The sequence below is a fragment of the Bradyrhizobium sp. AUGA SZCCT0169 genome (assembly GCF_018130085.1).
In the GTDB taxonomy this organism is placed as follows: Bacteria; Pseudomonadota; Alphaproteobacteria; order Rhizobiales; family Xanthobacteraceae; genus Bradyrhizobium.
Genome location: NZ_JAFCMC010000009.1, coordinates 37,626 through 60,494, shown reverse-complemented (window position 1 = coordinate 60,494; position 22,869 = coordinate 37,626). Strand labels below are relative to the sequence as shown.

25 protein-coding genes are annotated in these 22,869 nt (G+C 62.4%); 9 read left to right on the top strand and 16 right to left on the bottom strand.

Annotation, left to right across the window (positions count from 1 at the left end; genetic code table 11):
* The first annotated feature begins 53 nt into the window (after window positions 1–53).
* Window positions 54–1,121 carry a GGDEF domain-containing protein gene (locus JQ609_RS13135; protein ID WP_212273730.1) on the top strand — a complete coding sequence of 356 codons (1,068 nt, stop codon included), beginning with the start codon at window positions 54–56 and terminating at the stop codon, window positions 1,119–1,121.
* Window positions 1,122–1,184: 63 nt separating this feature from the next.
* Here the strand turns inward: JQ609_RS13135 and JQ609_RS13130 are convergent, their stop codons facing one another.
* The 10 genes from JQ609_RS13130 to JQ609_RS13085 all read right to left on the bottom strand — a co-directional run bounded on the left by JQ609_RS13130 (window position 1,185) and on the right by JQ609_RS13085 (window position 10,810).
* Window positions 1,185–1,643: a TfoX/Sxy family protein gene (locus JQ609_RS13130; protein ID WP_212273729.1), complete on the bottom strand. Its 459-nt coding sequence runs from the start codon at window positions 1,641–1,643 to the stop codon at window positions 1,185–1,187.
* Window positions 1,644–1,792: 149 nt separating this feature from the next.
* Window positions 1,793–2,182 carry an iron-sulfur cluster assembly accessory protein gene (locus JQ609_RS13125; protein ID WP_212206826.1) on the bottom strand — a complete coding sequence of 130 codons (390 nt, stop codon included), beginning with the start codon at window positions 2,180–2,182 and terminating at the stop codon, window positions 1,793–1,795.
* Between the two features lie 145 nt (window positions 2,183–2,327).
* Window positions 2,328–2,741 (bottom strand): VOC family protein, encoded by a 414-nt coding sequence (locus JQ609_RS13120; protein WP_212273728.1) that lies wholly within the window; start codon window positions 2,739–2,741, stop codon window positions 2,328–2,330.
* Between the two features lie 9 nt (window positions 2,742–2,750).
* Window positions 2,751–3,122 carry an SUF system Fe-S cluster assembly protein gene (locus JQ609_RS13115; protein ID WP_212206817.1) on the bottom strand — a complete coding sequence of 124 codons (372 nt, stop codon included), beginning with the start codon at window positions 3,120–3,122 and terminating at the stop codon, window positions 2,751–2,753.
* Entirely contained in the window at window positions 3,119–4,366 is a 1,248-nt protein-coding gene (locus tag JQ609_RS13110) for a cysteine desulfurase (RefSeq protein ID WP_212273727.1), read from the bottom strand. The genes JQ609_RS13115 and JQ609_RS13110 overlap by 4 nt, the downstream gene beginning before the upstream one ends.
* Window positions 4,363–5,688 (bottom strand): Fe-S cluster assembly protein SufD, encoded by a 1,326-nt coding sequence (sufD, locus tag JQ609_RS13105; RefSeq protein ID WP_212273726.1) that lies wholly within the window; start codon window positions 5,686–5,688, stop codon window positions 4,363–4,365. The genes JQ609_RS13110 and sufD overlap by 4 nt, the downstream gene beginning before the upstream one ends.
* 20 nt (window positions 5,689–5,708) lie before the next feature.
* Entirely contained in the window at window positions 5,709–6,464 is a 756-nt protein-coding gene (sufC, locus tag JQ609_RS13100; protein ID WP_192739479.1) for a Fe-S cluster assembly ATPase SufC, read from the bottom strand.
* A gap of 223 nt (window positions 6,465–6,687) precedes the next feature.
* Entirely contained in the window at window positions 6,688–8,169 is a 1,482-nt protein-coding gene (gene sufB / locus JQ609_RS13095) for a Fe-S cluster assembly protein SufB (protein WP_212206809.1), read from the bottom strand.
* An 89-nt stretch (window positions 8,170–8,258) separates the two neighbouring features.
* On the bottom strand, window positions 8,259–9,419 hold the full coding sequence (locus JQ609_RS13090) for a cysteine desulfurase family protein (RefSeq protein ID WP_212273725.1): 1,161 nt from the start codon (window positions 9,417–9,419) through the stop codon (window positions 8,259–8,261).
* Window positions 9,420–9,595: 176 nt separating this feature from the next.
* Complete coding sequence (locus JQ609_RS13085; protein ID WP_212273724.1) at window positions 9,596–10,810, bottom strand: acyltransferase family protein; 1,215 nt, start codon at window positions 10,808–10,810, stop codon at window positions 9,596–9,598.
* A gap of 31 nt (window positions 10,811–10,841) precedes the next feature.
* Here JQ609_RS13085 and JQ609_RS13080 point away from each other — a divergent pair, with 31 nt between their 5' ends.
* The 3 genes from JQ609_RS13080 (at window position 10,842) to JQ609_RS13070 (ending at window position 13,219) form a co-directional block, all read left to right on the top strand.
* Window positions 10,842–11,783 carry a LytTR family DNA-binding domain-containing protein gene (locus JQ609_RS13080; protein WP_212273723.1) on the top strand — a complete coding sequence of 314 codons (942 nt, stop codon included), beginning with the start codon at window positions 10,842–10,844 and terminating at the stop codon, window positions 11,781–11,783.
* 260 nt (window positions 11,784–12,043) lie between these two features.
* A complete protein-coding gene (locus JQ609_RS13075) occupies window positions 12,044–12,691 on the top strand; it encodes an alpha/beta hydrolase (protein WP_027536583.1) in 648 nt (215 codons plus the stop codon).
* Window positions 12,692–12,706: 15 nt separating this feature from the next.
* Window positions 12,707–13,219 (top strand): DUF1697 domain-containing protein, encoded by a 513-nt coding sequence (locus JQ609_RS13070; RefSeq protein ID WP_212273722.1) that lies wholly within the window; start codon window positions 12,707–12,709, stop codon window positions 13,217–13,219.
* 95 nt (window positions 13,220–13,314) lie between these two features.
* Here JQ609_RS13070 and JQ609_RS13065 read toward each other — a convergent pair whose 3' ends face one another.
* Both JQ609_RS13065 and JQ609_RS13060 read right to left on the bottom strand, forming a co-directional pair.
* Window positions 13,315–13,992, bottom strand: a complete 678-nt coding sequence (locus tag JQ609_RS13065) for a glutathione S-transferase family protein (protein WP_212273721.1) — start codon at window positions 13,990–13,992, stop codon at window positions 13,315–13,317.
* 117 nt (window positions 13,993–14,109) lie between these two features.
* Window positions 14,110–15,213 carry an anhydro-N-acetylmuramic acid kinase gene (locus JQ609_RS13060; RefSeq protein WP_212273720.1) on the bottom strand — a complete coding sequence of 368 codons (1,104 nt, stop codon included), beginning with the start codon at window positions 15,211–15,213 and terminating at the stop codon, window positions 14,110–14,112.
* Window positions 15,214–15,389: 176 nt separating this feature from the next.
* On the opposite strand from JQ609_RS13060, the gene tyrS reads away from it, so the two are divergent.
* Both tyrS and JQ609_RS13050 read left to right on the top strand, forming a co-directional pair.
* Window positions 15,390–16,643 (top strand): tyrosine--tRNA ligase, encoded by a 1,254-nt coding sequence (gene tyrS / locus JQ609_RS13055; protein WP_212273719.1) that lies wholly within the window; start codon window positions 15,390–15,392, stop codon window positions 16,641–16,643.
* 56 nt (window positions 16,644–16,699) lie between these two features.
* The gene (locus JQ609_RS13050; protein WP_249127960.1) at window positions 16,700–17,947 is read left to right on the top strand and encodes an MFS transporter; all 1,248 of its coding nucleotides are present in this window, start codon (window positions 16,700–16,702) and stop codon (window positions 17,945–17,947) included.
* A 30-nt stretch (window positions 17,948–17,977) separates the two neighbouring features.
* On the opposite strand, the gene JQ609_RS13045 is transcribed toward JQ609_RS13050, so the two are convergent.
* From JQ609_RS13045 to JQ609_RS13035, 3 genes are all read right to left on the bottom strand, one after another.
* The gene (locus JQ609_RS13045) at window positions 17,978–18,268 is read right to left on the bottom strand and encodes a GlsB/YeaQ/YmgE family stress response membrane protein (RefSeq protein WP_211994952.1); all 291 of its coding nucleotides are present in this window, start codon (window positions 18,266–18,268) and stop codon (window positions 17,978–17,980) included.
* Window positions 18,269–18,396: 128 nt separating this feature from the next.
* Window positions 18,397–18,711, bottom strand: a complete 315-nt coding sequence (locus JQ609_RS13040) for a hypothetical protein (protein WP_192739493.1) — start codon at window positions 18,709–18,711, stop codon at window positions 18,397–18,399.
* A 111-nt stretch (window positions 18,712–18,822) separates the two neighbouring features.
* Window positions 18,823–20,031, bottom strand: a complete 1,209-nt coding sequence (locus JQ609_RS13035) for a sensor histidine kinase (RefSeq protein ID WP_212273811.1) — start codon at window positions 20,029–20,031, stop codon at window positions 18,823–18,825.
* A 243-nt stretch (window positions 20,032–20,274) separates the two neighbouring features.
* Here JQ609_RS13035 and JQ609_RS13030 point away from each other — a divergent pair, with 243 nt between their 5' ends.
* The 3 genes from JQ609_RS13030 to JQ609_RS13020 all read left to right on the top strand — a co-directional run bounded on the left by JQ609_RS13030 (window position 20,275) and on the right by JQ609_RS13020 (window position 21,752).
* On the top strand, window positions 20,275–20,442 hold the full coding sequence (locus tag JQ609_RS13030; RefSeq protein WP_212206770.1) for a hypothetical protein: 168 nt from the start codon (window positions 20,275–20,277) through the stop codon (window positions 20,440–20,442).
* A gap of 25 nt (window positions 20,443–20,467) precedes the next feature.
* Complete coding sequence (locus tag JQ609_RS13025; protein WP_212273717.1) at window positions 20,468–20,887, top strand: response regulator; 420 nt, start codon at window positions 20,468–20,470, stop codon at window positions 20,885–20,887.
* A gap of 103 nt (window positions 20,888–20,990) precedes the next feature.
* Entirely contained in the window at window positions 20,991–21,752 is a 762-nt protein-coding gene (locus JQ609_RS13020) for a Crp/Fnr family transcriptional regulator (RefSeq protein WP_212031343.1), read from the top strand.
* 8 nt (window positions 21,753–21,760) lie between these two features.
* Here the strand turns inward: JQ609_RS13020 and JQ609_RS13015 are convergent, their stop codons facing one another.
* The gene (locus JQ609_RS13015; protein ID WP_212273716.1) at window positions 21,761–22,864 is read right to left on the bottom strand and encodes a mandelate racemase/muconate lactonizing enzyme family protein; all 1,104 of its coding nucleotides are present in this window, start codon (window positions 22,862–22,864) and stop codon (window positions 21,761–21,763) included.
* Between the last annotated feature and the right edge of the window lie 5 nt (window positions 22,865–22,869).

The following is a 22,869-nucleotide window of genomic DNA, read 5'->3' as shown; positions in this document are numbered from 1 at the left end:
AGTCATTGCCTGCTGGGCGGCGCGAAGCGTTGCTCGCCATTAGGGACGGATCAGTGGTGAAACTGCTGGACGAACACGAACGCACGTTGGCCTTCGCCGAAGTCGCGATGGGCCAGATCAAGTCGCTTCGGCAGACCGCCGTGCCACGCAATTATGAAATCTGGTACGTCTACGCCACCGGTTACAACGCCCCCCTCAACAAGATCATCAACGAGACGCTGGCGCGCAACGGCAGGCTCAGCGAAGCCGACCTCGAACAGATCTACGAAACCTACCTCTCCCACATCAAGACCTCTGACCGCATCGACAAGGTCGGCGCGCGCGTGATCGGCGAGATCGACGACGTGATGACGCTGATCACCGAGGCGCTGGGCATGTCGGCGAGCTACGACGCCAGCCTGAGCGGCGCCAGCCAGAAACTGTCGACCGCGCAGAACCGCGACCAGATCAAGGCAGTGGTCGAACAGCTGGTGAAATCCACCCGCGAGATGCGCGACACCAACAAGGCGCTGGAGAACCGGCTGTCGCTGTCGAAGAACGAGATCAGCAATCTCCAGCACAGCCTGGAAGCCATCCGCGCCGAGAGCCTGACCGATCCGCTCACTGGCCTGGGCAATCGCAAATATTTCGACCGCTCGATCGAGATGGCGGTACAGGCGGCACTGGCCAACGGCGAGCCGCTGTCGCTATTGATGTTCGACATCGATCATTTCAAATCATTCAACGATTCCTACGGCCACCTTACCGGCGATCAGGTGCTGCGTCTGGTCGGCATGTCCTTGAAGCAGACCATCAAGGGACAGGACATCACCGCGCGCTATGGCGGCGAGGAATTCGCGGTCGTCTTGCCCAACACCGCACTGCGCCAGGCGCTAACGGTTGCCGATCACATCCGCCGCGCCGTGATGGCGAAGGAATTGAAGAAGAAATCCACCGGCGAAATCCTCGGCCGCGTCACCATCTCGGTCGGCGTGTCGATGCTGAAGCCGGACGACGACACGGATTCGCTGATCGAACGCGCCGATGCCTGCCTCTACGCCGCCAAGCGCAACGGCCGCAACCGCGTGATCTGCGAAGTCGACCCCGAATACGCCGCTGACCAGCGCAGCCAGGTGGCGTAGGTCCGCTCGGTCCGTAGGGTGGGCAAAGGCGCGCTTGCGCCGTGCCCACCAACCTCCGGTTCGTTATCTTGAATGGTGGGCACGCTTCGCTTTGCCCACCCTACGAACTGACTTCTTCTTGACCGCCGGCTTTTTCGCGGCAACCTTCTTCGCGGCTTTGGCAACGGTCTTCTTCGCCGCCTTGCGCGCCTTCGGACGCTTGCGCAACGCGGCGCGCTGCGCGGCGGCCAGCGCCGCCCTCGCCCAATCGCTCAGCTCTTCGGAGTCGTCGAACAGCCGCGCCGGCAATTGCCAATACGAATTCACGGTCACGGTTTTCGTACGCGTCTGATACGAAAACGGCTGCGAGCCCTCCGCCTCGAACTGCGGGATCGTGGTTTCATCGGCCCTGAAATACAGCCCGGCGCGCAGCGCGAGGGCGAAGTTGGTGCCGTCAGCGGAAATGCCGAAGCCGGAAAACATCCGGCGGATCGTCACCGGTCCGAAATCGGCAAACAGGTCGATCAGGAAATCGCGATCCATGCGTGTGGCTCACACCCTCGCTGTCGTCCCGGCCTCGAGCCGGGACCCATACGCCGCGGCCCGCGTTGTTGGAAAAGGAAGATAACGACTAGCGCGCAAACCAACTGCGGCCGGTGGCTATGGGTCCCGGCTCAAGGCCGGGACGACTGTCAGACCTTCGCAGGCGTCAGCTGCACCGACTCGCCGCAACCGCAGGCAGAGACCTGGTTGGGGTTATTGAAGATGAACTGGGCCTGCATCTTGTCGGCCTTGTAGTCCATCTCGGTGCCGAGCAGGAACAACACGGCTTTGGGATCGACCAGGATCTTGACGCCGCGGTCCTCGACCACCTCGTCGGTGGGACGGACCTCGTGGGCGTATTCGACGGTGTAGGACTGCCCGGCGCACCCGCCGTTCTTGATGCCGACGCGCAGGCCGACGATTTCGGAATCGGCGCGCTTGGTCAGCTCCGTGATGCGCTGCGCCGCCGCTTCGGTCAGTTTCATGACCTGCGGGCGCGGCCGGGGCTTCGGCTTGGAGACGGGTGCGGTGGTGTCCATTGCAGTGGATCTCCTTACGCCGCGCGGTGGCGACGAAATCCTATACCGTTAAAATAACAACGAAATTCCTGCTGTGAAGGTCTGATATCCCGAATTTGGTTAGAACCTGTCCGAACGAAACCGTATTCCTACTCGCAGATCGCCCCTAATAAATCGCCCAAACTCCCGGCGTCACCAGTTCCAGCAGATGCCGGTCCGGGTCGCGAAAGTAGATGCTCCTTCCGCCGCGCGGCCAATCGGTCCTGCCTTCGATAGCGACGTTGTGCTCGCCAAGCCGCGTTTCCCAGGCCGCCAGTTCGTCCGCCGTGATGGCAAAGGCCACATGGATCGGGCCGTTGCCGTCATGCGGCGGAATAGTCCCGCCGGGCAAATGGAGCGTGTCGAGCGTCGCGCCGCGACGAAACAGCAGAAGCACATTGCTGCCGCCGACATCGAAAGCAAAAAATCGCGAATCACGCGTCAGCGCGACCAGCCCAAGCACGTCTTCGTAGAATGCACGGGCGCGGTCGAGGTCATCGACGTAAAGTGCGGTCTCGAGAACACCGGATAGCTTCGGCACCAGGACCCTTCACCACATATTGAGGACGAGGCGGGCCTCGTCGGACATCCGGTCCGGCGTCCAGGCCGGCTCCCACACCAGATTGACGTTGACGACGCCGACGCCGGGAACGCTGGCAACCGCGTTCTCCACCATGGTCGGCAGTTCGCCCGCCGCCGGGCAGTTCGGCGTGGTCAGCGTCATCATCACGTCGACGCTGCGATCGTCCTTGAAATCGACCTTGTAAATCAGCCCGAGTTCGTAGATGTCGGCCGGAATTTCCGGGTCGAACACCGTCTTCAGCGCAGCCACGATCTCACCGCCGAGACGCTCGGTCTCCTCCGGCGGCAGCGCCGATTGGGTTTCCATGTTGGCGGTTTTGACTTCGGCTGTGTCGGTCATGAAAACAATTCCTGCGCCTTGATCAGCGCCTGCACCAGATGGTCGACTTCTTCACGGGTATTATACATCCCAAAGGACGCCCGGCAGGTGGCTGTGACATTGAACCGCTCTAAAAGCGGCATCACGCAATGGGTGCCGGCGCGGACCGCGATGCCCTGGCGGTCGATCACGGTCGCGATATCGTGGGCGTGCGCGCCCTTCATCTCGAACGAGATCACCGGTCCCTTGCCGAGCGCGGTGCCGATCAGCCGCAGCGAATTGATTTCGCGCAGGCGATCCTGGGCGTAGGTCACGAGGTCGTGCTCGTGGGCGGCGATGCGCTCCTTGCCGATCGAATTGACGTAGTCGATCGCGGCCCCCAGCCCGATCGATTCCACGATCGCGGGCGTGCCAGCCTCGAATTTATGCGGCGGATCGCCATAGGTGATCCAGTCTCTCGCGACTTCGCGGATCATCTCGCCGCCGCCGTTGAACGGGCGCATCGCGACCAGGTGCTCATGCTTGGCGTAGAGTACGCCGATGCCGGTCGGGCCGTACAGCTTGTGACCGGTGAAGACGTAGAAGTCGGCGTCGATGTCCTGGACGTCGATCGTCATGTGGACGGCGGCCTGGCTGCCGTCGATCAGCACCGGAATGCCGCGGGCATGCGCCAGCTTCACCACGTCCTTGACCGGCACGATGGTGCCGAGCGCGTTCGACATCTGCGTGACCGCGACCAGTTTGGTACGGTCCGACAGCAGCCTTTCGAATTCCTCGATCAGGAAATTGCCTTCGTCGTCAACCGGCGCCCATTTGATGACCGCGCCGTGGCGCTCCCGCAGGAAATGCCAGGGCACGATGTTGGAATGGTGCTCCATGATCGAGATGATGATCTCGTCGCCGGCCTTGATGTTGGGCTCACCCCAGGACGACGCCACGAGGTTGATCGCCTCGGTGGCGTTGCGGGTGAAGATGATCTCTTCGGTACGCGCGGCGTTGAGGAATTTTGCCACCTTGGCGCGGCCGCCTTCATAGGCTTCGGTGGCGGCGTTGGCGAGGTAATGCAGCCCGCGATGCACGTTGGCGTATTCGCTCTTGTAGGCTTCCGTCATGCGGTCGAGCACGGCGGTGGGCTTCTGGGCGGAGGCGGCGTTGTCGAGATAGACCAGCGGCTTGCCATAAACCTTCATCGCCAGCGCCGGAAAATCCTCCCGCACCCGCGCGACGTCATAGGCGCCATTCTTTACCGCCGGATGCATGGTCAACCCCTCGCCTCCAGCCAACGCTGCGCCGCTGCAATCGCAAGCTCGCGCAGGCCGTCATTCACAATCGATTCAATCGCCTCGCCGACGAAGGCCTGGATCAGCAGCGCCTGGGCTTCCTTCTCGGACAGGCCGCGCGCGCGCAGGTAAAACAGCAGGCTCTCGTCGAGCGCGCCAGTGGTCGCGCCATGGCCACAGGTGACGTCGTCGGCAAAGATTTCCAATTCCGGCTTGTTGTCGGCCTCGGCGTCGTCGGACAGCAGCAGCGCCCGCGTCATCATCTTGGCGTCGGTCTTCTGGGCGTGCGGACGCACGATGATGCGGCCCTGGAACACCGAATGGGCGCGGTCGTCGACAACGGCGCGGAAGATTTCGCGACTGTCGCAATGCGGCACCGCGTGGTTCATGAACAGCGTGGTGTCGGCGTGCTGCTTGCCGTTGAGCAGATTGACGCCGTTGGTCTCGACCCTGGAGCCCTCGCCGGCAAACGCGATAGTCGCCTGGTAGCGGCTGACGCCGGCGCCCGACATCATGCCAAAGGTGTTGAAGTGCGCGTGTGCGCCGAGGCTCACCACACCAGAGGAAATATTTGACGCGTCGCGGCCGTCTTCGTTGAGACGGACATGATCGAGGCGTGAATTGTTGCCGATCGAGATGATCAGGGAATCGTGAACCTGATAGGCCTTGGCGCCTTCGGCCGCGATATAGCTTTCAACCAGGGTCGCACCGGCATCCTTGCCGAGGCGCAGCAGCGAGCGCGTGAACATCGCCGCCGGCACCGTACCGCTGGCGATATGGACGATCTGCAGCGGCTGCGTCAGCACGACGCCGTCCGCGACATCGATCACCACGCCGTCGGTCATCATCGCGCTATTCAGCGCCACCATGGGATTGGCATTGTCAGGCGTGAACAACAGCGCCTGCAGCGCGGCGTCGCCGGTTTCCAGCGCCTCGCGCAGGGTGCGGATGCCAAGGCCCTTCTCGAGACCGCCGAGTTCGGAGAGTTTGGGGGCGAACACGCCGTCGACCAGCACCAGCCGGCGGACGCCTTCGATGGCGTGCAGCTTGGCGGCGCTAGCCGCGCGCGAAAACTCCGCGGTATCCGGCGCGGGCGCCAGCGGCAGCACCTCGCGCATCAGCGCGCGCAGATCCGTGTATTTCCAATCCTCGATCCGGCGATGCGGCAGGCCCGCTTGCGCATAGGCAGCGAAAGCTGCCTCGCGCGCCGCAGCAACCTTGCCGGTGCCGGGAAGCCGGTCGCGCGCGATCGCAAAGCTGTCGCTCAGCGCGCTCCCGGTCTCGTTTTTTACCAAAGCCACATTCATCACAAAATCCGTATCCCGCCTCAGGCCGCGTCTTCGAACTGGGCGTAGCCGGAAGCCTCGAGCTCCAGCGCCAGTTCCTTGCCGCCGCTTTTGACGACGCGGCCCTTGGACATCACGTGCACGAAATCCGGCACGATGTAGTTGAGCAGCCGCTGGTAGTGGGTGATGACGACCATGGCCCTGCCCTGCGAACGCAGCGCGTTGACGCCGTCGGCCGCGACGCGCAGCGCGTCGATGTCGAGGCCAGAATCCATTTCGTCGAGGATGCAGACGGCCGGCTCGAACAGCGCCATCTGCAGAATCTCGTTGCGCTTCTTCTCGCCGCCGGAAAACCCGACATTGACGCCGCGCTTGAGCATGTCGCGCGGAATGTTCAGGCTGGCCGCCGCCGCATAGGCCTTCTTCAGGAATTCCGGCGTCGTCAGCTGGCTCTCGCCGCGCGCCTTGCGCTGCGCATTCAGCGCCACGTGCAGGAAGTTCATGGTGGCGACGCCGGGAATTTCGACCGGATACTGAAACGCCAGGAACACGCCCTTGGCGGCGCGCTCGTCCGGCGACATTTCCAGAAGGTCTTCACCCTTGAACAGGATTTCACCGCCGGTGACTTCATAGCCGGGCTTGCCGGCGATGACGTGCGACAGCGTCGATTTGCCGGAGCCGTTCGGCCCCATGATCGCGTGCACCTCGCCCGGATTCACCGTGAGCGACAGCCCATGGAGGATCTCACGCTCCTCGACACGGACTTTCAGGTCTTTCACTTCAAGTAACGCAGTCATATTCTTTCCTTCTGGCCTAAAACGCCCGAACTAGAACTGGCAAAAAAAGCCAGGCAAAAAACCCCAGAGACCCACCACCTGCAGCCAGTTTGCCGAATTCGGTAACTTCAACCGATCCCGCCAAACTCCCGATCAACACGGCAAACAATCCGACGATCGCAATCATCAAACAGCGCGAGCGGCGCAAACCGAATGAAGCCGAAGATGTTTCGAATCATCTGGGTTACCCGACGCTGCCCTCCAGCGAGATCGAAATCAGCTTCTGCGCTTCCACCGCAAACTCCATCGGCAGTTGCTGCAGCACGTCTTTCACAAAGCCGTTGACCACGAGGCCGACGGCTTCTTCCTGGGAGAGCCCGCGCTGCACGCAGTAGAACAGCACGTCCTCCGAAATCTTCGACGTGGTGGCTTCATGCTCGAACAGCGCCGAGGAGTTCTTCGCTTCGACGTACGGCACGGTGTGCGCGCCGCATTTGTCGCCGATCAGGAGCGAGTCGCAGGCGGTGAAGTTGCGCGCGCCTGTTGCTTTCCTGTGGGCGGTGACGAGGCCGCGATAGGTGTTTTGCGAGACGCCGGCGGCGATGCCCTTGGAGATGATCCGGCTCGTCGTGTTCTTGCCGAGATGGATCATCTTGGTGCCGGAATCGACCTGCTGGTGACCGTTCGAGATCGCGATCGAGTAGAACTCGCCGCGTGAATTGTCGCCGCGCAGGATGCAGCTCGGATACTTCCAGGTGATCGCCGAACCGGTCTCGACCTGGGTCCAGGAGATCTTCGAGTTATTGCCGCGGCAGTCGCCACGCTTGGTGACGAAATTGTAGATGCCGCCCTTGCCTTCGGAGTTGCCGGGGTACCAGTTTTGCACGGTCGAATATTTGATCTCGGCATCGTCGAGCGTGACGAGTTCGACGACGGCGGCGTGCAACTGGTTCTCGTCACGCTGCGGCGCAGTACAGCCTTCGAGATAGCTGACGTAAGAGCCCTTGTCGGCGATGATCAGCGTGCGCTCGAACTGGCCGGTATTGCGCTCGTTGATGCGGAAATAGGTCGACAGCTCCATCGGGCAGCGCACGCCCGGCGGCACGTAGACGAACGAGCCGTCGGAAAACACCGCCGAATTCAGCGTCGCGAAATAATTGTCCGAAGTCGGCACGACCGTGCCGAGATACTTCTTTACGAGCTCAGGGTGTTCGCGGATCGCTTCCGAGATCGGCATGAAGATCACGCCGGCCTGCTTCAGCTCCTTCTGGAACGTGGTCGCAACCGATACCGAATCGAAGACAGCGTCGACCGCAATCTTGCGCTGGCCCTCGGGCCGCACGACCCCTTCCAGCACTTCGACTTCGCGCAAGGGAATGCCGAGCTTCTCGTAGGTCTTCAGGATGTCCGGATCGATCTCGTCGAGCGAGCCGATCGTCTTCTTCGGCTTCGGCGCCGAATAGTAATAGAGATCCTGGTAGTCGATCTTGGGGTAGTTGACGCGGGCCCATTGCGGCTCGGTCATGGTCAGCCAGCGGCGATAGGCCTCCAGACGCCATTCCAGCATCCAGGCCGGCTCGTTCTTTTTTGCGGAGATGAAGCGGACGGTGTCTTCCGACAGCCCTTTTGGAGCCTTGTCGGACTCGATCAGCGTCTCAAATCCATATCGATATTGGTCGACGTCGATCTGCCTGACGCGATCGACCGTCTCCTGTACGGCAGCCATTTCATCCTCCGCTCGCGGTTTCAAGGACCGCGGTGGATCAATCCGGCGGTTCCGGCCTGATCGATCCTGATTGGTTCAGAACCGATTGCTTAGAACCGTTCAACCTGTGTTTCGTCGCTCTTAAGTAAGGTATTGGCGAGCGTTCGCCAAGCCTTGAGGGCCAATTCAATCTCTGTCTGTGATGTAGACCACCCCAGACTGAGCCGCACAGCTCCCTGAGCCAGTTCCCGGCCCTGGCCCATCGCGTCCAAGACATGCGACGGCTGGACCTTGCCCGACGAGCAGGCCGAGCCAGACGATACCGCAATACCGGCGAGATCGAAGCCAATTACGGCCGTTTCGGCCTTTAGGCCGGGAACGGTGAACAGTGTGGTATTGGGCAACCGCGGAGCAGGTTCAGCGAACACGATCATCCCCGGCGTCTGCTTCAGACCGTCCTCGAGGCGATCCTTCAGCCCCTGCAGCCGTCCCGCATCCGTGCCCAGCGCTGCCATCGCCGCCCTGGCAGCGGCGCCGAACGCCGAAATCCCGGCTACATTCTCGGTGCCCGCCCGGCGGCCCAGTTCCTGTCCGCCGCCGCGCAGCAGCGGCTCCAGCCCCTGCACGTCCCCGGCCAACACCACAGCACCGACACCCTTGGGGCCGCCGATCTTGTGCGCAGAAAGCGTGATCAGATCGGCTTCGATCGAGTTGATATCAAAGGCTATTTTCCCGAATGCCTGGATCGCATCGACATGCAGCAGCCCGCCGGCCTGATGGACGATCCGGGCCACCTCCGCCACCGGCTGAATGGCACCGGTCTCATTATTGGCCAGCATCACCGATACCAGCGCGGGAGGGCCGTTCAACAGCTCGCGCAGATGGTCGAGGTCAACAAGGCCTGAGGCCGTGACCTTGATGGTCTTGATGGTGTCGGGTGGAAAGCGTCCGCCCGACAGCACCGAGGCGTGTTCGATGGCCGACACCAGCAGCCGCTGAACCGGCTGCCCTGCGCCCCGCCGCAGGCCCGGCGTCAGCGCCAGCACGTTGGCCTCGGTTCCACCTGATGAAAAGACCACGTCCTGCGGCCGGGCGCCGACCGCCGCGGCGACCGCGGCGCGGGCGTCCTCGACCAGCCGGCGCGCCTGGCGGCCCTCGGCGTGGACCGAGGACGGGTTGCCGGCGAGCTCCCAGGCCGCCGCCATCGCCGCCTTGGCTTCCGGGCGAAGCGGCGTGGTCGCGTTCCAGTCGAGATAGATCCGGTCGGGCATGCGCCGTCTTAGCACGTTTCCCTAGAGCATTATCGGTTCTGATTGAATCAGAACCGAAGCTCTAGTCTCTTGTTTTGACGCGTTTTCTACCGCAGATAAGTCTACGCAATCTGCGTAAACTTGATTGCTGTGCGAACCGGCATCCACTTCGCTCGAAAACGCTTCCAGGCGGCCAATCATTGCGCGGGCTGGCTCCTCGCCCGCACCGGCATGGCCGGTTCGGATGCCATCCGCAATCCGAACAAGGGCCTCAAGATAGTGACGCGCCGAACGATCTCATAGGTCGCCACACAGGCCGCGATCGTTCCAAAAATGACGATCCCCGCCTCAAGCCAGGCTGGCAGACCCTGTCCGTGCAAAGCATGCGCAATCATGATGATCGCGGTCTGGTGCACGATGTAATACGGGAAGATCGCATCGGTGAGATAGCGCCGCGCCGGCGAATCCGCGGTCAGCCATCGCCGCGCGAAGCCGAGCAGCGCGACCATGCAAAGCCATTGATAAGAAGCGTAGGCAACGCCGGCATACATTTTCAGCGGCACGCCGCCGTACCTGTTCGCCCGCACGGCGAGAAAGCACAGAAAGAATCCGGCCGCCAGCGACAGCGCCAGCCAGCGCAGACGCTCCATCGCCTCCCAGACGGCCGTAGCGCGGGCCAGCACGAAGCCGAACAGGAAGACGGTCGCGAACAGCGCGTGATTGTACCAGTCGCCGAACAGCGCGTGCGTCGATGGAAAGTGCGGCAGCAGGACCAGGCGATAGGCCGCAAGCAGCAGCGGCGGCACGACCAGCAGCAGCACGCCCGACAGCGCGGATGCCAGCCGCCGCTCGATCCAGCCGAGAAGCCCCGGAGCCAGCCACAGCACGCCGCCCAGCGCCACCGTGTAGACCCACAGATAGGCCACGAACCAGAGATGGTTCCAGGTCGGCAGCAGGATGCAGGGGGTTGGGCAGAATTGCGGCCCGAAAGCGAAATAATGCCGCTGGTAGAAATCGACGAAGCCGGCCGGATAGCCAAGCGCCTCGACGATCTGGTCATAGGCCTGCGGCGGCACGATCACCAGCATGCCGAACACCAGGGGTATCAATAGCCGCGCCGACCGCGACCGCAGCAGCGGCCCCAGATTGTATTTGCCCAGCATGAAGCGGGTCGCCACCCCTGAAACCAGGAACAACAGCGCCAGCCGCCACGGATTGAGCACCAGCATCACCGGTTCCAGCGCAACGATCCGATGCGCGCTCTTGATGTGGAAGCCCCAGGAAACGTAGAGCATGCCGACATGGTAGAAGATCAGGAGGCCGAAGGCTGCGATCCGCACCCAGTCGAGATCGATGCGCCGATCGGAGCCGGGAGCGCTGTCCGGTGATTGTGATATGGTTTGCTGCCACATGGCTTGATCCCTCAATGTGCGACGAAGTTGGATGACCGACGTCAAAAATGCGCCTGATGGCCGTGGCGTCGAGCCGGTTTGGGATCAAAACCAGCCTGCTTGGGACGAGACGACCTCGCGTGGGACCAGCGGATTGCATCGCGGGATAACCGGCGCCGACTGGCTGGTCTATGCCGGGGTCGGGGCGGTCGCGCTTGCGATCGGCAGCGTCAATGCGCTGTCGATCGCGGACGACATCGCCCGGCGCGGCGGCCCGTATAACCTCAAGACGCCGCTGCTCTGGGAGATGACCAGCATTGCCGTCATCATCCTGCTGGCGCCGGCCCTATTCGCCGCCGTCAGGCGAATCCGCCGGGAACCGCGCCGGCTGGTCCGTATCGCGCTGGTAATCGCGGTAATCATCGTCTTCTCCGCCGTGCACATCACCGGGATGGTGGCGTTGCGTAAACTCGTGCTGTGGATGCTCGGCGGCAGCTATGATTTCCACCTCTCGCTCGCGACCGTGCTCTATGAGGCTCGCAAGGACGCGGTCACCTGCCTGTTGATCGGTGGCGGCATGTGGCTGATCGACAGCCGACGGGAGGTCGGGGCGGTTGCGATGGCGGCCCCCGCCACGGCAGCGGAAACGCTGCCGCACATGGTCTGGCTGCGCGACGGCACCACCCGTATCCGCATCGAACCCAAAGAGATTATCTGGATCAGTTCGGCCGGGAACTATGTCGAGTACAGCCTCGCCGATGGTCGCAGCCATCTGGTTCGCGGAACGCTGGCGGCAGCCGAGGCTCAGCTTGCGCGATTCAAACTGGCACGCGTCCACCGCACACGGCTGGCCAATCTCGACCGGGTAACCGCTGTGGCGTTGAAGCCATCGGGAGATTTCGAGCTTACCTTTGACACCGGTCAGACCACTGTGGGCAGCCGGCGCTACCGCAACGCCATCGCCTCGCTTGAACGCATCACCGCTTCAAGTTGAGCGGCCGACTTGCCATGGCGGCACCGAGGCGGCTCTCGGCGAAAAGAAATCTCTAAAATCCATCAAATACTTATCCCGAGCGCCGGATTCACCCTTGCCCGGCGGCGGGCGCATAAAAACCTTGCTTTTTGCCCCTCGCCTCATGTTAGAACGCGGCCGACAGTTCACGGGGCGCCGCGCGCGCATCTCCCAAACGACGCCTGATTGCCGTTTCTCCGCGGATCAATTCCGTCGCCAAGAAGCACTTCCAAGGATCATCCATGCCCGAAGTTATTTTCACCGGTCCCGCAGGCCGTCTCGAAGGCCGCTATCATCCGGCGAAGCAGAAGAACGCGCCGATCGCGATGATCCTGCATCCGCATCCGCAGTTTCACGGCACGATGAATCACCAGATCGTCTACCAGTGCTACTACGCCTTCGCGCATCGCGGCTTTTCGGTGCTGCGCTTCAATTTCCGCGGCGTCGGCCGCAGCCAGGGATCGTTCGACCACGGCACCGGCGAATTGTCGGACGCGGCGTCCGCGCTCGACTGGGCGCAGACCATCAATCCCGAAGCGCGCGCCTGCTGGGTCGCGGGCTTTTCGTTCGGCGCCTGGATCGGCATGCAGCTGTTGATGCGCCGGCCCGAGGTCGAAGGTTTTATTTCGATCGCGCCGCCGGCCAATCTCTACGACTTCTCGTTCCTCGCGCCCTGCCCGTCGTCGGGCCTGATCGTGCATGGCGAAAAGGACGCGGTGGTGCCGCCGAAAGACGTCAACACGCTGGTCGAGAAGCTCAAGACGCAAAAGGGCATCGTGATCGACCAGCAGGTCATCCCCGGCGCCAACCATTTCTTCGACGGCAAATTGCAGCCGCTGATGGAGACGGTGACCGGCTATCTCGACATGCGGCTCGCCAACGTCCGCTAAATCAAGCGGTTTGCGATGACCGCCTTCGTCGCTTTGCTGCGTGCCGTCAATGTCGGCGGCACCGGCAAGCTGCCGATGAGCGAACTCAAGGCGATGTGCGAGGCGCTCGGGTTCGAGGCCGTCCGCACCTACATCGCCAGCGGCAATGTCGTCTTCACCAGCCGCAAATCCGAATCCGCCGTCAAGAAGGCGCTCGAAGCGCGGCTTGAAGCCTATGCCGGCAAAGCCGTCGGCGTCATGTTGCGCACCGCGGCCGAGATGCAGGCCGTTCTGAACAACAATCCGTTTCCAAAGGCGCCGGGCAACCGGACGGTAGCGATATTCCTCGATGCCAAGCCACCGGCCGATACGCTGGCCGCCGTCAAAGGCCGCAAGGACGAAGAAATCGGATTGGGCGCGCGCGAGATCTACGTCCACTACGGCGACGGCATCGGGCAATCGAAACTGGTGATCCCGGCCGCGAAAGCAGGCACCGCGCGCAACATGAACACGATCGCGACGCTCGCGAAAATGGTCACGGAATTGTAGAATTGTAGGATGGGTTGAGCTCTTCGCGAAACCCATCAATTGCTGCCCGAGAATGTGTGATGGGTTTCGCGAAGAGCTCAACCCATCCTACGCGTTCACGCTGCCAGTTTCAGCATGTGCGCATTATGGCGAACCAGGAACGCGTGCAGCAATTGCGGATAGTCGGTGCCGACGGCGCTCTGAACACTGTCCCGTTTTGCCAGCGCCGTCCGCCATGCGCGCACCTTCGGCGTCTCTGCGAAGATCGAGAGGTCGATCAGTTCGTCGAACACATCGAAGTAGCGGAAGATTGGCGCGAACACGGCGTCCACGAGACTGAATTTCTCGCCGGCAAAGAATGGACCCGAACCCAGCGCCTCCTCGACGCGTGCGAACTTCGCGGCCACCGCGACGCGTTTGGCTTCAAACACCGCGGCATCGCCTGTCGTCTCGAGGCCCCACAGCTCGCTCAGGATCGTCGAGCCGAATTCCATCCATGCGCGGTGCTGCGCCCGCTGCAACGCGTCCTGCGGATGCAGTTTTGCACCCCTTTGGGTTTCCTCGATGTACTCGCAGATCACGTTGCTCTCGAACAGCGCGACCTCGCCGTCCTCGCTGCGCACGATCAGCACCGGCACCTTGCCGAGCGGCGATAACTTCAGGAACCAGTCCGGCTTGTTGGCGAGGTCGATATCGACGCGCTCGAACGGCACACCCTTCTCGTTCAGCGCGATCACGGCGCGCTGCACGTAGGGACAAAGCTTGTGGCTGATCAAAGTGAGTTTTGCCGTCATGACGACCTCCAAGGGCGAGGCCAAACGGCTCGCTTCATGCATTTGCATCAATTAGATGCATGTGCATGTAGTCGTCAAGATCAATGCAGTTGCATCAACAGATCTTGATCCCGGCCGCTACGGCCGGGCCATCAGCCCCCCGGTCATCGGGATCGGCACCCCCGTGGTGGCCGGATAGCTCAGCGGCAGGCCTTTGAGCCCTCGCGCCGCGAGGAAGCCGAAGGCCTGCGCCTCGATCGCATCCGAGGCCCAGCCGAGCCCATCCGCAGCCTCGACGGCCGCAGGCTGAAGCCGATCGCGCAGCATCCGCAGCATGGTCAGGTTGCGGGCGCCGCCGCCGGCCACGATCCAGCTCTTCGGCACCTTCGGCAGCAGCGGCACGATCCGGGCGATCGATGCGGCCGTGAACGCGGTCAGGGTCGCGGCGCCGTCCGCGGGCGACATCCCGTCGACCTTGAGCGCGGCAAAATCATTGCGGTCGAGCGATTTGGGCGGCGGTTTTGTGAAGAACGGCAGCGCCAGCGCGCGGGCAATCCAGGCGTCATTGACCTTGCCTTGCGCGGCGGTCTGGCCGGCGGTGTCGAAGCGCTGGTTCAGGACACGGTACATGTGGTCGTCGAGCAGCGCGTTGCCGGGCCCGGTGTCGCAGGCGATCAGCGTGTCGGTCCCGTCGATATAGGTGATGTTGGAGACCCCGCCGATGTTAACCACGACGATCGGACCCTCGCGCTCGAGCGACTGGGCCAGCGCGCGGTGATAGACCGGCACGAACGGCGCGCCCTGCCCGCCGGCGGCGACGTCGGCGGCGCGGAAATCATGCATGACGGGGATGTGGATCGCCTTGGCCAGAGCTGCGGCGTCGCCGATCTGCACCGTCAATCGGCGCTCGGGCCGGTGCAGCACGGTCTGGCCGTGAAAGCCGACGATGTCGATGTCCTGGGCGGAGATGCGGTGCTGCGCGGTAAAGGCCGCCACCGCCTCGGCATGGGCCAAAGTGACGGCCTGTTCGGCGTCCCGCAGGACGCCAGGCCGCGCATCGCGCTGCGGCAGGTTGACGGCCTCGTACAGCGCCTGGCGCAGCAGGCGGCGCTCCATTTCGCTGTAGGGTCGATATCCGGATGGCCCAAAAGCCCGGACTTTCCGGCCATCGGTTTCGATCATGGCGACATCGACCCCGTCGAGCGAGGTACCGCTCATCAAACCTATGGCCGTCAACATCATCGTAATCGTGCCTTCGCCACGCCCTGCTCGAATCGTCCCGCCGACGACGACCAGCTTGTGCCAAACACGGACATCTTATAATGCCACACCGCAAGCGCTTGCGGCAGCCCATTCCGCTATGGTTCCGCAACTCGTTACAATTACCGTGAAAATAGAATGATCAGAGTCGCAGACCAATGACCGCATTTAAATCAGATTTCCTGAACATTTTACAGGAACGCGGCTTCATCCACCAATGTTCCGATTTCGACGGCCTCGACGCGCTCGCCGCGAAAGGCCAGGCGACCGCCTATGTCGGCTACGATTGTACCGCGCCGTCGCTGCATATCGGCAATTACCTGACCATGATGATGCTGCACTGGCTGCAGCAAAGCGGCAACAAGCCGATCACCCTGATGGGCGGCGGCACCACCATGGTGGGCGATCCCTCCGGCAAGGACGAGTCGCGGGCGATCCGCTCGATCGCGGAAATCGAGGCCAACAAGGCTTCGATCCGCGGTGTGTTCTCAAAGGTGCTGCGCTACGGCAACGGCGCCAGCGACGCCATCATGCTCGACAACGCCGAATGGCTGACCAAGCTGAACTGGATCGAAATGCTGCGCGACATCGGCCGGCATTTCTCGGTCAACCGCATGTTGACGATGGACTCGGTGCGCCTGCGGCTCGAACGCGAGCAGGAGATGAGCTTCATCGAGTTCAACTACATGGTCTGCCAGGCCTATGACTTCGTCGAGCTGGCCCGGCGCACGGGCTGCCGCTTGCAGATGGGCGGCTCCGACCAATGGGGCAACATCGTCAACGGCGTCGATCTCGGCCGCCGCATGGGCACGGAACAGTTGTTCGCACTGACCACGCCGCTGCTCACCACAGCCTCGGGCGCCAAGATGGGCAAGACCGCGCAAGGCGCGGTGTGGCTCAACGCCGACGCGTTCTCGCCATACGATTTCTGGCAATACTGGCGCAACGTCGAGGACGCCGACGTCGTGAAATTCCTGAAGCTGTTCACGATCCTGCCGATGAGCGAAATCAACAAGCTTGCGGCGCTGCAGGGCGGCGAGATCAACGAGGCCAAGAAGGTGCTGGCGACGGAAGCAACCGCGCTGCTGCACGGCCGCGAAGCCGCCAACACCGCCTCCGAAACCGCGCGGCAAACCTTTGAGGAAGGCGCGATTGCGGAAAGCCTGCCGACGGTGGAAATTCCGCGCGGCGAACTTGATGCCGGTGCCGGCGTGCTGGGGCTGTTCGTCAAGGCCGGCCTCGTCGCATCGAACGGCGAGGCACGCCGCCAGATCAAGGGCGGCGGGCTGCGCGTCAACGATGCCGCCGTGACCGACGAGAAGATGGTCCTGAACGCGGGCAATCTCACGCAGGAAGGCGTCATCAAGCTGTCGATGGGCAAGAAGAAGCACGTCCTGCTCAAGCCTGCATAGGCGCATTCGGTTTTGACGCTTGCGTGGGATTGCGGAAGCGCGCTCCCATGCCCGCCATGGATGACAAGACGCCAGGGGGAGACGCGTTGACGACGCCGCAAAAGCCGGCGCGCACCGCCCTCAACGTGCTGGCGCTGTGCTTTGCCCTGTCGGTGGTCGGCCGCGGCCTTGGCGAGAGTTTTACGGTTTTCCTGAAACCGATCGCGGAGAGTTTCGCCTGGGACCGCGCCGAAGTGGTCTCGGTCTATTCGCTGACCTGGCTCGCAGGCGGGCTGATGGCGCCGCTCGTCGGCCGGCTGTTCGACCGCTCCGGGCCGCGCCTCGTCTATTCGCTCGGATTGCTGCTGCTCGGCGGCTCGTTCCTGGTCGCCTCGCGCGCGCAGGCGCTGTGGCAGTTCCAGCTCTCCACCGGATTGTGCGTCGGCATCGGCATCGCACTGATCGGCGTGGTGCCGAATTCGATCCTGCTCGGCCGCTGGTTCGGGCCGCGATTGCCGACCGCGATGGCGATCCTCTATTCGGCGACCGGTGCGGGCATCCTGGTGCTGTTGCCGGCCTCGCAGCTCTTGATCGACCGCATCGGCTGGCGCGATGCCTATCAATGGTTCGGCATCGCCGCGCTGTGTCTGTTGCTGCCGCTGCTGCTGATGCCGTGGCGGCTGTTCGCGACCGGCTCGCCGCATGTCGTCAAGAAGACCGACGACGGCCTGGTCGATGATGGCTGGACACTGAAGAGCGCGATGCTCAACCACGTCTTCTGGGCGCTGTTCTCGACCTTCTTTTTCACCGCGGTGGCGATGTACGCCATCACAGCGCAGATCGTGGCGTATCTGATCGACGCCGGCTTCCCGCCCCTCGAGGCCGCCACGGCCTGGGGTTTTTCCGGCGTGGTGCTGCTGTTCGGCATGCTCGGGATCTCGACGCTGGACGGCATCATCGGCCGCAGGCCGTCAGTGCTGTTCAGCTACGGCGTTTCGATCGTCGGCATCATCCTGCTCTGGCTGCTGCAATATTATCCGAACTACTGGCTGCTGACCGGCTTCATCATCTCTTTCGGCAGCATGATCGGCTCGCGCGGGCCGCTGATCACCGCGACGGCACTGAACATTTTCCGCGGCAAACGGGTCGGCACCATCTTCGGCACCATTTCGATCGGCAGCGGCCTCGGCTCGGGAATGGGCTCATGGGCCGGCGGCCTGATCCATGACTGGACCCACAACTATAACGCGCTGTTCGTGTTCGCGCTGGTCAACGTGGTGCTGGGATTGATCCCGTTCCTGGTGGTGCCGGCGCTGCGGCGCTGACGATACAATCCAGGGACGGCGCAATTGTCATCACGGGCGCCACCAGCTCCTTCGCCATCGGCCGCCACCACGAACCAGCCGCACGACGACGAGTAGCAATATCGCGCCGATGGTCGCATTGATGATTGCGCTGATGATTCCGGTTCCGAGATGAATGCCGAGCTGCGGCAACAGCCAACTTCCGATAAAGGCGCCCACAATCCCGATAAGGAGATCGCCGACGATCCCAAAACCAGTCCCCTGCACGATTTGGCCCGCGAGCCAGCCGGCCACGAGACCGACAAACAAGATGACCAGCAAACTCTCGCCCGACATATGCATATCGTCACCTCAGCGGTTGGCCGCAGCGCCAGCATTGCAGGCTGGTCCGCCTCTGCCTGTACAAGATTGATCATGCCCGACCGAACAAAGTCGGCCGGGCAGATCTGTGGTCATTCGCAGCGCGTGGCTCAGTAGCGACCGCCGCCGACACCAATGCTCACGCCGGGCGCATGAATTCCAATACCGGGTCCGCGCTCTTCATAGCCGCGGCGCTCGATATAGCGCTCGCGCGGCGCATAGCCATACGAGTCGCGAGACTCGCGAAGGATGACGCGGCGCTCCCCGCGCTCTCGCCAGCAACGGCCGTCTTCGTCGCAAACCATGCGTACGTTCTGAATATGGCTGTCCGACGCGACCGGGCCAATGGAAAGCGGAGCCGCCGAGGCAGCAGTGGCAAACAACGCCGCAGCGCCGGCTGCCAGCGCGAGGGTGAGCGTTTTCATAATTTCTCCGGGGGTTGATGTGTCAGGAGACCAATAGGCCGCTGGCCCATTGGTTCCTGCGACATCTTCACGTGTTCTGCCTGGATCGAACAGCGCGAGAGGCGACGCAATCTATTCTTTGACTTGGGGAAGGATAGGCAGGTCGAGCAGGAAATGTGCCCCTTTGGGATTTCCGGAGATGAGCGTCAGGTGGCCTTGAAGCTGCCGCACCATGCCGACGATCACCTTGAACCCCAGACTGGTTTGCGGCTGATCAATGTCGAAGCCGTGCGGAAGGCCGACGCCATGGTCGGAAACCTCGACATGAAGATGTTCATCGATTTCCCGCGCACTGACCTCGATGACGCCACCGCCTTCGGGGTAGGCGTATTTCACCGCGTTTGTAACGAGTTCGTTGATCAGGAGTCCCAATGGAATGGCATGGTCAGCCGAAAGCAGCATTGGGTCGGCATGGCAGTGCAGCGTATGGCCATCCGTCGTACCTTTCAGCTTTTTGCAAAGCTCGTTCATGAAGTCTACGAGTTCGACAAAACCGACGTGCGAACTACGCCATAGATGATCATGTACCTGGGCGATGGTGTCGACGCGCAGGCTTGCATCCTCAAGCGCATTTCTGACATCCGGGGATAGAGCCGAACGGGCCTGGACGCGCAGCAATCCGACCACGGAAGTTAGACTGTTCTTGACGCGGTGGCTCATCTCCCGCGTCAGCAGCGCCTGGTGCTCAAGTGCCTCCTGCAGTTTGGCGTCCGCCTGCTGACGTTCGATGGCGACGCCGAGCAGGCCGGCAAAGCCGGCCAGAAAGTCGGCATCCGCCTCGTCAAACTGGCCGGGATCGGCGCTATCGACCTCCAATACGCCGAAGAACGTTTTGCCCTCCCCGCCCTTTTCGATCAGCACGTTGATCGCGCGCCTGACGCCGTGATCCTTCAGGAGCTGGGGTGTCCGGAAACGGGTCTCCACATCCAGGTGATTCGAGATAACCGTGGCCCCGGTTTGGTAGGCGTATCCGGCCGGCGATCCGAGATCGGCGGTGAGCGACACGTTATCAATGGTGTCGAGGTCCCAGCCGACGCCGGCGCGCACCCTCAGGTGGTCTTCTTCCGGCACATATTCCAAGACTTTGGCGAATCGCGTCTGAAGCCCGTCGGCGCAAAACTCCGTGGCCCGCTGCAGGATTTGTCGGTAGTCGCGGGTTTGCATGGCGATTCGGCCGAACTCGCCGAGCAGGGATTGCTGCCGAAGTCGGTATGGAAGCTCGTCCCGATCAGGCGATTCTGCAGGAAACTTGAATAGTTCCTGAACTGCGTCAGACGGCAAATGCAATCGCGGACCTCCCGAGCACGGCCTTCGCCAGGGATCAGTTCAGATTTCAGCCAGTGCTTTCAGGGCATTATGGCAGCCCGGCGTTGGTCAGTCTGAGCAAAACAGCTCACTTCAGCGCCCCGGTGCGTGAGCGCCCGCTCCTGCAGCATCACGAATACGTGGGTCATGGTCTGTGGTGTGGACCACCGACAGCACGAAAGGCGGTGTGCGATCACTCACACCTTCCAGGAGGTGCGCATGCCCGATTCCGAAAGCAACCGAAAGCGCGACCTCGAGTGCCTGCGCCTGGCATCGGACCTCATTGAACTCGCATCCATGTCGCTCGCCCCGGAATTGAAGGCGCAGTGTCTGCGGATGGCAGCCGATTTGACCGAGCAGGCCAATCAGGGACACGGCAGCCAGTAGCCCGTTTTGGAAAGTTCCCGTCAATATGGCTGCAGAATTGCCCAGCAAATCACCGACCATCGTTCTGATCGTAGAGGACGACACACTGCTGCGGATGTGCGTCGCAGAGATTGTTGAGGAAGCAGGCTTTGCAGTCATAGAAGCTGCTGATGCAGACGCGGCGATGGCGCTGCTGGAATCCCGCTTGGACATTGCGTTGCTGCTCACAGATATCGACATGCCCGGCAGCATGAACGGATTACAATTGGCCCACGCGGTGCGCAACCGCTGGCCGCCAATCAAAATTCTCGTCGTATCGGGACAAGTTCGGCTACAGCCCTTCGAACTTCCGCAGGACAGCTGCTTTCTCGCAAAGCCTTACCAGACTGCGGCGCTGGTCGAGGCGCTGTGTACGCTGGCGCCTCCCTTGGGCCATCCCTATCGGGAACCCAGCAATGTCCACTGAGCTGTTTTGCTCAGACTTGAGCCGCTTATTAGTGCAAATCTGATCCGCCAATCGCCGTGCCTAAAATCGGTCCGAAGCACTCGGATCATCACGGCCATAAGCGATGCCCCAGGCGCAAATGGATTATGACCCGCGAAGCAATCAACTGCTCGGCGCCCTGGAGCCAGACAGCCGCAGGCGAATAGATTCCCACCTCGAGCCGATCGATTTCGAACTCGAAGAGATGGTCTGCGATGCCGGCGGTCTGCTCAAACACGCCTATTTTCCGCAAGGCTCGGTTCTGTCGCTATTGACCGTTCTGGAGAATGGCGCCGCCATCGAGACGGCCAACATCGGACGCGAAGGCGCGTTCGGCCTGTTTGCAGCCATGTATAGCCGTGTCTCGTTCAACCGCTGTCTCGTGCAACTCCCGGGTCATACGGTTCGCTGCCCGATCGAGCTATTGCAACACGAATTCAAAAACAGCGAACACGTGCGCGACCTGTTCGTTAGTTACTCGGAGACCCTGCTTTCCCAGGTTCAGCAGACGGTTGCCTGCAATTCCATGCACACGACGGAAGAGCGAATGTGCAGGTGGTTGTTGATGATGCACGACCGCGCCGGCGGTGAAGCGCTGCCTTACACCCACGAGTTTCTTTCGCATATGCTCGGCGCGAACCGGAAATCCGTAACGCTTGCCGCACAATCGATGCAGACCGCCGGTCTCATCCATTATCGCCGCGGCACCATCCAGGTACTCGACCGGGCGGGCCTGGAGAAGGCGTCATGCGAATGTTACGCCATCGTCAAGGAGCGCTTCGATGCGTTCCTGACGCCGCCTTCGACGGCGGTACAGGGCCACAACAAGGGCCGTACGGCCGGGTGAAGCACCCGCTAGACCCGATACCGCTCCATGACCTCGCGGTCCGGCTCGTAGCCAAGCCCCGGCGCTTCCGGCACCGCGACCGCGCCATCGGCGCCGACATCGATCGCGCCGCGCCAGAGGCACGCGGCACGGTTCATGTAAAAGAACTCGACGAAGGTTTTGTCGTCGCGCAGCGACAGCAATTGCAGTGTCGCCAGAAGGCCCGGACCGAAATAGGGCGAATGCGGCGCCAGCCTGACGCCCCTTTCGTCGGCCAGATCAACCACCTTCAGATATTCGGTGATGCCGCCGACCTTGGTCACCGAGGGCTGCGCGTAGCTGACCGCGCCCGCATCCATCATCAGGCGAAATTGATTGATGGTGCAGGCATTCTCGCCGGCGGCGATATCGAGCCCGCCCTTCGTGCGGGTCTCGGCCAGCGCGGCAAAATCTTCCGGCGGCCACACGGGCTCCTCCAGAAACATCGGCGCGGCCGCCTTGCATTCATGCGCGAAGGCGATGGCTTCCGCCGACGTCATCGGGCAGTTCATATCGACCATCAGCGGGATGCCGTCGCCGATCGCGCGCCGTGCGGCGAATACGGCCGGCGCCGTCGTCTCATGAAGCTTGATGGCGGTGTAACCGCGCCGCAGCGCCGTCTCGCATTCGCTGGCGACGAGATCGGGTGTTCCGATCCGCAGCAGGCTGGCATAGGCCGGTACCCGCACCCGTTTGCGCGCACCCAACAGGCGGTGCAACGGGACGCCCTGCACGCGTGCCGCAAGATCCCACAACGCGATATCGAGCGCGGAGATCGCGAACATCGTGATGCCGTAGCGGCCGAACAGATGCAGATTGCGCTGGATACGGTCCATGAAGGCGGGAATGCCAGCGGCGTCGGGGACCTCGAGACCCCGGGCCTGCGGCGCAATCATTTCATCGATGGCGGTGGCACAGGATCGCGGGCACACATAGCTGAAGGCGTCACCCCAGCCGGTCAGCCCCGCATCGGTCGAGACCTCGACGAGGACGATTTCGAGCGCCGATATCGCCGAGGCGCCCTGCTTGAAACTCGCCACGCCGGCGTCATAGGGGATACGGATGTGATGCGCACGGACGTTGGTGATCTGCATGACGC

What these genes read in the sequence shown, in the direction of transcription:
- JQ609_RS13130 (WP_212273729.1), bottom strand. Translation starts at nt 1,643, where the DNA reads ATGGATCGCGATTTCCTGATCGACCTGTTTGCCGATTTCGGACCGGTG.
- JQ609_RS13125 (WP_212206826.1), bottom strand. Translation starts at nt 2,182, where the DNA reads ATGGACACCACCGCACCCGTCTCCAAGCCGAAGCCCCGGCCGCGCCCG.
- JQ609_RS13115 (WP_212206817.1), bottom strand. Translation starts at nt 3,122, where the DNA reads ATGACCGACACAGCCGAAGTCAAAACCGCCAACATGGAAACCCAATCG.
- sufD (WP_212273726.1), bottom strand. Translation starts at nt 5,688, where the DNA reads ATGAATGTGGCTTTGGTAAAAAACGAGACCGGGAGCGCGCTGAGCGAC.
- sufC (WP_192739479.1), bottom strand. Translation starts at nt 6,464, where the DNA reads ATGACTGCGTTACTTGAAGTGAAAGACCTGAAAGTCCGTGTCGAGGAG.
- sufB (WP_212206809.1), bottom strand. Translation starts at nt 8,169, where the DNA reads ATGGCTGCCGTACAGGAGACGGTCGATCGCGTCAGGCAGATCGACGTC.
- JQ609_RS13090 (WP_212273725.1), bottom strand. Translation starts at nt 9,419, where the DNA reads ATGCCCGACCGGATCTATCTCGACTGGAACGCGACCACGCCGCTTCGC.
- JQ609_RS13085 (WP_212273724.1), bottom strand. Translation starts at nt 10,810, where the DNA reads ATGTGGCAGCAAACCATATCACAATCACCGGACAGCGCTCCCGGCTCC.
- JQ609_RS13080 (WP_212273723.1), top strand. Translation starts at nt 10,842, where the DNA reads ATGACCGACGTCAAAAATGCGCCTGATGGCCGTGGCGTCGAGCCGGTT.
- JQ609_RS13075 (WP_027536583.1), top strand. Translation starts at nt 12,044, where the DNA reads ATGCCCGAAGTTATTTTCACCGGTCCCGCAGGCCGTCTCGAAGGCCGC.
- JQ609_RS13070 (WP_212273722.1), top strand. Translation starts at nt 12,707, where the DNA reads ATGACCGCCTTCGTCGCTTTGCTGCGTGCCGTCAATGTCGGCGGCACC.
- JQ609_RS13065 (WP_212273721.1), bottom strand. Translation starts at nt 13,992, where the DNA reads ATGACGGCAAAACTCACTTTGATCAGCCACAAGCTTTGTCCCTACGTG.
- JQ609_RS13060 (WP_212273720.1), bottom strand. Translation starts at nt 15,213, where the DNA reads ATGATGTTGACGGCCATAGGTTTGATGAGCGGTACCTCGCTCGACGGG.
- tyrS (WP_212273719.1), top strand. Translation starts at nt 15,390, where the DNA reads ATGACCGCATTTAAATCAGATTTCCTGAACATTTTACAGGAACGCGGC.
- JQ609_RS13050 (WP_249127960.1), top strand. Translation starts at nt 16,700, where the DNA reads ATGGATGACAAGACGCCAGGGGGAGACGCGTTGACGACGCCGCAAAAG.
- JQ609_RS13045 (WP_211994952.1), bottom strand. Translation starts at nt 18,268, where the DNA reads ATGCATATGTCGGGCGAGAGTTTGCTGGTCATCTTGTTTGTCGGTCTC.
- JQ609_RS13040 (WP_192739493.1), bottom strand. Translation starts at nt 18,711, where the DNA reads ATGAAAACGCTCACCCTCGCGCTGGCAGCCGGCGCTGCGGCGTTGTTT.
- JQ609_RS13030 (WP_212206770.1), top strand. Translation starts at nt 20,275, where the DNA reads ATGCCCGATTCCGAAAGCAACCGAAAGCGCGACCTCGAGTGCCTGCGC.
- JQ609_RS13025 (WP_212273717.1), top strand. Translation starts at nt 20,468, where the DNA reads ATGGCTGCAGAATTGCCCAGCAAATCACCGACCATCGTTCTGATCGTA.
- JQ609_RS13020 (WP_212031343.1), top strand. Translation starts at nt 20,991, where the DNA reads ATGCCCCAGGCGCAAATGGATTATGACCCGCGAAGCAATCAACTGCTC.
- JQ609_RS13015 (WP_212273716.1), bottom strand. Translation starts at nt 22,864, where the DNA reads ATGCAGATCACCAACGTCCGTGCGCATCACATCCGTATCCCCTATGAC.